Here is a 7,323-nt window from a genome sequence, read left to right as displayed (position 1 = left end):
ACAGCGAGATGGCCGACAGCGCGGCCGCCCGACCGGCGGGGGTGCCGCTGCGCGGGGGGCCCGCCGCGATGCTCGCCCACGACTGCCCGCCGCCACGCCACCTGCGCACCCTGCTCGGCGTCTGAGCCGACCGGGGCCGGCTCAACCGCGGGCGGCGACCGCGTCGACCAGCCAGCGGGAGATCGAGTACGCCGGTGGCAGCTCGGCCGGCAGCGCGTCCACCGGGAACCAGCGGGCCCGCACCAGCTCCCGCCCGTCCACCTCCGGCTCGGCGGTGGGGTCGGCGGCGGTGGCGGTGAAGCCGGCGAGCAGCACCCCCGGCCCGGAGATCGCCCAGGGTTGGCTGCCGAAGTAGTCGACGCTGCCGAGGGCCAGCCCGACCTCCTCGGTGACCTCGCGGCGGACCGCCGTCTCCAACGACTCGCCGGCCTCGACGAAGCCGGCGACCAGCGCCCACAGTCCGGTCGGACCGGACGCGTGCCGCACCAGCAGCAGCTCGGTGGGGCCGCCGGCCGGCCCGGGGCGGGTGATCGCCGCCAGCACCGCCGGGGAGAGCCGCAGCGGCACGTACAGGTCGCAGGCGGGGCAGCGGCGGGCCGTCTCGCCCGGCACGTCGGCCAGTTCCGCCCGGCAGGCCCCGCACCAGCGGTGGGTACGCCGGAAGGTGACCACGGCCACCGCCCGCCCGGCGAGCGTGGCGAGCGGTTCGGGCAGCTCGGCGGCGAGCGCCCGCCAACTGCGCCAGCGCCCGGCCGGTCGGGTCGCCCCGTCCGGTGCCGCCGCCCAGGCCGGCACGCCGTCGAGCGTGCCCACCGGCACCCAGTCGGTCCCGGCCGGCAGCTCGCCGACCCGCGGCAGGCCCCCGCCGGGGGTGGTGAGGAGCCGGTGGCCGGCCACCAGCAGGCCCAGGTCGCCGGGCGCGGGCGACGGGTCGGGGGTGGGGTCTGCGGGCGGGGGGACGGTCACGGCGTCGCCGGCCGGCGGTCGGTCACCCCGGCTCCGGCGGGCAGGTCGAACGCTGTCGGTGTCACCGAGTCGGTGTAGCGGTCCAGGGTCAACTCGACGGGCTGACCGTCGAGGACCCCGGTGAAGCTGCCGAGCACACCCTCGCTGGTGACGCAGGTGTCGAAGTTCCCGGCGGCCCGGCGGACCTCGACGCAGGTGGCGTGGTGCCCGGTGATCGTGGTGTCGGTCTGCTTGACCTGGGCCGCCGGGTCGAGGGCGGCCTCGGTGAGCAGGCCGATCACCGCCGGCGGGGTGACCAGGCCGGCCTTGCGGGCCTCGGTGAACAGCGGCACGGCGGCCTTGCCGGACATCAGCACCGGCGGCTCGACCGTGCAGGTGGTCCGCCCGGCGGTGGTCCCGCACCTGGTGATGGCCTGCTCGGAGACGGTGATCTTGCCGGCGGTCCAGGTGTACGCGGAGCGGGCCGGCTCCTTCGTCTGGGCGATGGTGAAGTCCCGGCCACCGGCGAGCCGGTACTCGGCGGTCCAGGTCCGCACCAGCGACTCGTCGAGCCGGGTGGCGAGATCGTTGATCAGATCGGCGCGGCCGAGGGTGCGACCGGCGTCGTCGAGGGTCTGACAGCCGGTGACGGTGAGCGACGCGATGACCGACACGGCGAGCACGCGGAGGGTGGTCGAGACGGCGGGCATGGCGACCAGCGTGGTCGATCGGGTCCACCCGGCGCAAACCGGTTGCCGGTTCAGGGGTGAGAATCCGGGAATGTCCGTCCCGGCGTACCGATTAGGGGTGGGCTACGTGTCCCCGGACGCCGTGGCGTCCGGCGTCGCCCGATACGCTGCGTTCAACACACCTGCCTCAGCCGCACCGTCGCGGCCCGAACCGGATTCGCACACACGAACGAGGAGCGACTCAGTGGCAACCATCGAGGGAATCGTCGCCCGGGAGATTCTCGACTCGCGGGGCAACCCCACGGTCGAGGTCGAGGTAGGGCTGGACGACGGCACGATCGCCCGCGCCGCCGTACCCTCCGGCGCCTCCACCGGCGCCTTCGAAGCGGTCGAACTGCGCGACGGTGACAAGGGCCGCTACCTGGGCAAGGGCGTCGAGAACGCGGTCGCCAACATCGAGGACAAGATCGTCGACCAGCTCATCGGCTACGAGGCCAGCGAGCAGCGGCTGATCGACCAGAAGATGCTCGACCTCGACGGCTCCGACAACAAGGGCGAGTTGGGCGCGAACGCGATCCTCGGGGTCTCGCGGGCGGGGGCCAAGGCCGCGGCCGGCAGCGCCGAGCTGAGCCTGTTCCGCTACCTCGGCGGCCCGAACGCCCACCTGCTGCCGGTGCCGATGATGAACATCCTCAACGGTGGGGCGCACGCCGACTCGAACGTCGACGTGCAGGAATTCATGATCGCGCCGATCGGGGCGTCCAGCTTCCGCGAGGCGCTGCGCTCCGGGGCCGAGGTCTACCACGCGCTGAAGTCGGTGCTCAAGAAGAAGGACCTCTCCACCGGCCTGGGCGACGAGGGCGGCTTCGCCCCCAACCTGCCCAGCAACGCCGCCGCGCTGGACCTGATCGCCGAGGCGGTCGAGAAGGCCGGCTACCGGCTGGGCACCGACATCGTCTTCGCCCTCGACGTGGCCGCCACCGAGCTCTTCGACAACGGCACCTACACGTTCGAGAGCGCGGCCAAGAGCGCCGAGGAGATGAGCAACTACTACACCAAGCTCATCGGCGACTACCCGATCGTCTCCATCGAGGACCCGCTGGCCGAGGACGACTGGAGCGGCTGGGCCACCCTGACCGCCGCCGTCGGCGACCGGATCCAGATCGTCGGCGACGACCTGTTCGTCACCAACCCGCAGCGCATCGCCCGGGGCATCACCGAGAAGGCCGCCAACGCGGTGCTTGTCAAGGTCAACCAGATCGGCTCGCTGACCGAGACGCTGGACGCCGTGGACCTGGCCCACCGGGCCGGCTTCAAGTGCATGATGAGCCACCGCTCCGGCGAGACCGAGGACACCACCATCGCCGACCTGGCCGTCGCCACCGGCTGCGGCCAGATCAAGACCGGTGCCCCGGCCCGGTCCGACCGGGTCGCCAAGTACAACCAGCTCCTGCGGATCGAGGAGGAGCTGGGCGACGCGGCGCGGTACGCCGGCGTCGGCGCGTTCCCGCGTTACCGTTCGGCCTGACCCGGGCGAACCTCGGGGGGAGGGGTGTGACGATGCAGCAGCGCCGCACACCGGGTGGCCAACGCCCGGCCCGCCGGCCGACCGGCCGGCCGGGCGGGGCCCGGGGCGCCCGCACGCCACTGCGCGACGGCGGGGTCCGCGCCGAGACGCGGACCACCGCGGCCCGCTCGCGCGGTGTCGACGGTGTCCGGTCGGCCAACCGCCCGGCGGCGGCGCGCCGCACGGCGGCCGGCGGCACCATCCGCCGGCTCGCCGCACCCCACCCCCGACGGTTCACCGGGCGGGCCACCGTCCTGTTCGCGGTGCTGCTCGCGCTCGCCCTGGCCTACACCTATCCGGTCCGGGTCTACCTCGACCAGCAGGTCGACATCGAGCGGATGGAGGCCAGCCAGGCCGCCCAGCGCGAGCAGATCGCCGAGCTGTCCGCCCAGGCGGCGAAGTGGCAGGACCCCGAATACATCAAGATCAAGGCGCGGGAACGGTTCTACATGGTGGCCCCGGGCGAGACCCCGGTGATCGTGCTCAACGACGCCGACGGCGCGGCCCGCGACGCCAACGGCGGTCGGCCGCCGGCCGCGCCCAAGGCCCCCGTCCCCTGGTACGACACCCTGTGGTCGAGCGTCCGGGCGGCGAACGGCGAAGCCGCCGACCAGTGAGCAGCACCCGCGTACCGAACGAGAGATGGGCACCGTGACTGTCGTACCACCGCAGGAGCCGGCGGCGGACTCCGTACCCCCGCCGCAGCACCAGCCGGCCACCGAGGCCGACCTGGCCGCGGTGGCCGCGCAGCTCGGACGCCCGCCCCGCGGCACCCGGGCGGTGGCCCACCGCTGCCCGTGCGGCCTGCCCGACGTGGTGGAGACCACCCCCCGGCTCGCCGACGGCACCCCCTTCCCGACGCTGTTCTACCTGACCTGCCCCAAGGCGACGGCGGCGTGCAGCCGGCTGGAGTCGGCCGGGCTGATGAAGGAGATGGCCGAGCGACTCGCCGAGGACCCGGAGCTGGCCGACAGCTACCGGGCCGCGCACGAGGACTACCTGGCCCGCCGGGCCGCGATCGGCGAGGTGCCGGAGATCGCCGGCATCTCCGCCGGTGGGATGCCCGGCCGGGTGAAGTGCCTGCACGTGCACCTGGGCCACGCGCTCGGTGCCGGCCCCGGGGTCAACCCGTTCGGCGACGAGACGCTCGCCCTGGTGGAGAAGTGGTGGGCGGCCGGGCCCTGCGTGGACGTGCCGACGGCCGGGTGAGATGACCGACGAGATCGTGGTACGCCGGGCCCGCACCGGCGACGTACGCGGCATCCGCCGGCTGGTCGACACCTACACCGACGACCGGCGGCTGCTCAGCAAGGCCACCGTCACCCTCTACGAGGACGTGCAGGAGTTCCGGGTCGCGGTCACCGGCGACGGGCGGGTGGTCGGCTGCGGGGCGCTGCACGTGATGTGGGAGGACCTCGCCGAGATCCGTACCGTGGCCGTCGACCCGGCCTGCCGGGGGCGGCGGCTCGGCCACCGGATCGTCACCGAGCTGATCGACGCCGCCCGGGAACTCGGCATCGCCCGGATCTTCGTGCTCACCTTCGAGACGGCGTTCTTCGGCGCGTTCGGGTTCACCGAGATCGACGGCGCCCCGGTACCGCAGCCCGTCTACGAGCAGCTGCTGCGCTCCTACGACGAGGGCGTCGCCGAGTTCCTCGACCTGGAACGGGTCAAGCCGAACACCCTGGGCAACACCCGGATGCTGCTGCGCCTCTAGCCCGTGACGGTCGCGGTGTCTTGACCCGGCCCGGCACCCTGGGCCGGTGACGATCCTGCGCCGGTTGGTTGCCGTCCCCGCCGCCCTGGTGACCCTGTTCGCGCTGGTCGGTGTGGCCCGGCTGATCGCCCCCGCGACCGGCGGCGTCGACCGCCAACCGCCCGGGGTGGACCGGCAACTCGACTACCTGCGGACCGAACTGGACGACGGTGCCGGCGAGGACGCCCAGGCGATGTTCCCGGAGGGCTGGTTCTTCGCCCACGCGCTGTACGGGCTGGCCCGGGTGGAGACCGGCCTGCGGCAACCACCGCAGGGGCGCGACGAGGCGCTACGGGAGGCCCGGTGGGCGCTGGCCCGGCTGGAGTCCCCGGCCGGCACGGCCCCGTTCAGCGCCGACCTGACCCCGGCGTACGGCGTCTTCCACGCCGGCTGGACCAACTGGCTGCGCGGCGGGGTGCTCGCCCTGCAACCGGTGTCGGGGCGGGACCCGGACGAGGTACGCCGGTTCACCGAGGCGTCGACCACGCTGGCCGCCGCGTTCGACGCCTCGGCCACGCCGTACCTCGCCGCCTACCCGGGGCAGGCGTGGCCGGTCGACTCGACGGTGGCGGTGGCCTCGCTGCGGCTGCACGACCACCTGCTGCCGCCCCGGTTCGACCGGACCACGGCACGCTGGCTGGACGGCGTACGCCAGCGGTTCGACCCGCGTACCGGCCTGCTGCCGCACCGGGTCGACCCGGGCACCGGCGCGCCGGCCGAGGTGGCCCGGGGCACCTCGCAGAGCGTCATCCAGCGGTTCCTGCCGGAGATCGACCCGACCTTCGCCCGCGAGCAGTACCTGCGCTTCCGCACCGGGTTCGTGGTGTCGCCGCTGGGGCTCGGTCCGGCCGTGCGGGAGTATCCGCGCGGTCTGGACGGCCCGGGGGACGTCGACTCGGGGCCGCTGCCGCTCGGGGTGAGCTTCTCCGCCACCGTGGTGACCCTCGGCGCGGCCCAGGTGCAGGGCGACGACGCGCTCGCCGGGGCGTTGGCCAACTACGGCGAACTGGTCGGCTTTCCGCTGGACACCCCGCACACCCGCCGGTACGCCTTCGGCCTGCTCCCGATCGGCGACGCCTTCCTGGCCTGGTCGAAGACCGCCCGTCCGTGGGTGTCCGCGCCCGCCGACCCGCCACCGGCGACGGTGGACCCGTGGTGGCGGGCGCCGCTGGTGGCGCTGCTGGTGCTGCTCGCCGTGCTGGCCTGGGTGCCGTGGCTGCTGCTGCGACGACTGTCCCGGCGTCGGTGACCGCCGCCGGTCGGTGCCGGCCGTGGCCGGTCGGGGGCTGCGTCTGCGCGGTCGGTGCCCCCGTGCGCGGTCGGGGGCTCGCGTGCGCGGTCGGTGCCGGGGTGGGCGGCCGCCGGCTGCCGTAGGGTTGCTGCCGTGACGACGCGTGTGGCCGCCATCGACTGCGGGACCAACTCCATCCGTCTGCTGGTCGCCGACCTGCCCGATCCGTCGGCCGGGCCGCAGGCCCCACTGGTCGACCTGGCCCGCCGGATGGAGATCGTCCGGCTCGGCCAGGGCGTCGACCGGACCGGTCGGCTGGCCCCGGAGGCGATCGAGCGGACCCGGGTGGCGCTGGCCGGGTACGCCGCCGAGATCGACAAGCTGGGCGTCGACCGGGTGCGGATGTGCGCCACCTCGGCGTCCCGGGACGCCAGCAACGCGGCCGACTTCCGGGCCATGGTGGAGCAGACCCTCGGGGTCGCGCCCGAGGTGGTCAGCGGCGACGAGGAGGCCCGGCTGTCGTTCACCGGCGCGGTGCGGGGGCTGCCCGCCGACGCGGAGCCGCCGTACCTGGTGGTCGACATCGGGGGCGGCTCGACCGAGTTCGTGGTGGGTACCCGCGACTCCGGGGTGCAGGCGGCGATCTCGGTCGACATCGGCTGCGTCCGGATGACCGAACGGCACCTGCACGGCGACCCGCCGACCGTCGGCGAGGTCGCCGCAGCGCAGGCCGACATCGCCGCCGCCGTCGACCGGGCGCTCGCCGCCGTCCCCGGCCGGGAGGCCGCTACGCTGGTCGGGCTCGCCGGTTCGGTCACCACCGTCGTCGCCATCGCCCAGGACCTGCAGGAGTACGACCCCGAGCGCATCCACCACGCCCGGGTGCCGTACGAGCGGGTTGCCGGGGTGACCGCCGACCTGCTGGGCCGGACCGCCGCGCAGCGGTTGGCGATCCCGGTGATGCACCCGGGCCGCGCGGACGTGATCGGGGCGGGCGCGCTGGTGCTCAAGGTGATCATGGAGCGGGCCGGGATGTCCTCGGTGGTCGCCTCCGAACACGACATCCTCGACGGCATCGCCTGGAGCATCGCCGAGCGCTGACCTGCGCCCCACCCCGCCGACCGGAACCTGGCTC

General features: G+C 74.5%; 8 protein-coding genes. 6 read left to right on the top strand and 2 right to left on the bottom strand.

All coding sequences use genetic code 11. The features are described from left to right. Positions 1-141: 141 nt before the first annotated feature. Both nudC and ACOJTC_RS03455 read right to left on the bottom strand, forming a co-directional pair. The gene (gene nudC / locus ACOJTC_RS03460) at positions 142-966 is read right to left on the bottom strand and encodes an NAD(+) diphosphatase (RefSeq protein ID WP_420115702.1); all 825 of its coding nucleotides are present in this window, start codon (positions 964-966) and stop codon (positions 142-144) included. Next, positions 963-1,655, bottom strand: coding sequence for a hypothetical protein (locus ACOJTC_RS03455; protein WP_357929219.1), 693 nt, complete (start codon positions 1,653-1,655; stop codon positions 963-965). The genes nudC and ACOJTC_RS03455 overlap by 4 nt, the downstream gene beginning before the upstream one ends. A gap of 223 nt (positions 1,656-1,878) precedes the next feature. Here ACOJTC_RS03455 and eno point away from each other — a divergent pair, with 223 nt between their 5' ends. The 6 genes from eno to ACOJTC_RS03425 all read left to right on the top strand — a co-directional run bounded on the left by eno (position 1,879) and on the right by ACOJTC_RS03425 (position 7,289). Continuing rightward, positions 1,879-3,162, top strand: coding sequence for a phosphopyruvate hydratase (eno, locus tag ACOJTC_RS03450; protein WP_420115701.1), 1,284 nt, complete (start codon positions 1,879-1,881; stop codon positions 3,160-3,162). 32 nt (positions 3,163-3,194) lie between these two features. Beyond that, a complete protein-coding gene (locus ACOJTC_RS03445; RefSeq protein WP_420115700.1) occupies positions 3,195-3,818 on the top strand; it encodes a septum formation initiator family protein in 624 nt (207 codons plus the stop codon). 34 nt (positions 3,819-3,852) lie between these two features. Continuing rightward, the gene (locus tag ACOJTC_RS03440) at positions 3,853-4,410 is read left to right on the top strand and encodes a DUF501 domain-containing protein (RefSeq protein WP_420115704.1); all 558 of its coding nucleotides are present in this window, start codon (positions 3,853-3,855) and stop codon (positions 4,408-4,410) included. A gap of 1 nt (position 4,411) precedes the next feature. Further along, entirely contained in the window at positions 4,412-4,918 is a 507-nt protein-coding gene (locus ACOJTC_RS03435) for an amino-acid N-acetyltransferase (RefSeq protein ID WP_302740766.1), read from the top strand. A gap of 46 nt (positions 4,919-4,964) precedes the next feature. After that, positions 4,965-6,206: a hypothetical protein gene (locus ACOJTC_RS03430; RefSeq protein WP_420115699.1), complete on the top strand. Its 1,242-nt coding sequence runs from the start codon at positions 4,965-4,967 to the stop codon at positions 6,204-6,206. 147 nt (positions 6,207-6,353) lie between these two features. Next, complete coding sequence (locus tag ACOJTC_RS03425; RefSeq protein WP_420115703.1) at positions 6,354-7,289, top strand: exopolyphosphatase; 936 nt, start codon at positions 6,354-6,356, stop codon at positions 7,287-7,289. The last annotated feature ends 34 nt before the right edge of the window (positions 7,290-7,323 follow it).

The sequence above is a fragment of the Micromonospora sp. genome, from assembly GCF_048594385.1.
Classification (GTDB): Bacteria; Actinomycetota; Actinomycetes; order Mycobacteriales; family Micromonosporaceae; genus Micromonospora; species Micromonospora wenchangensis.
Note: the sequence above shows the minus strand (reverse complement) of the source record. Positions and strands in the feature narration are given on the sequence as shown.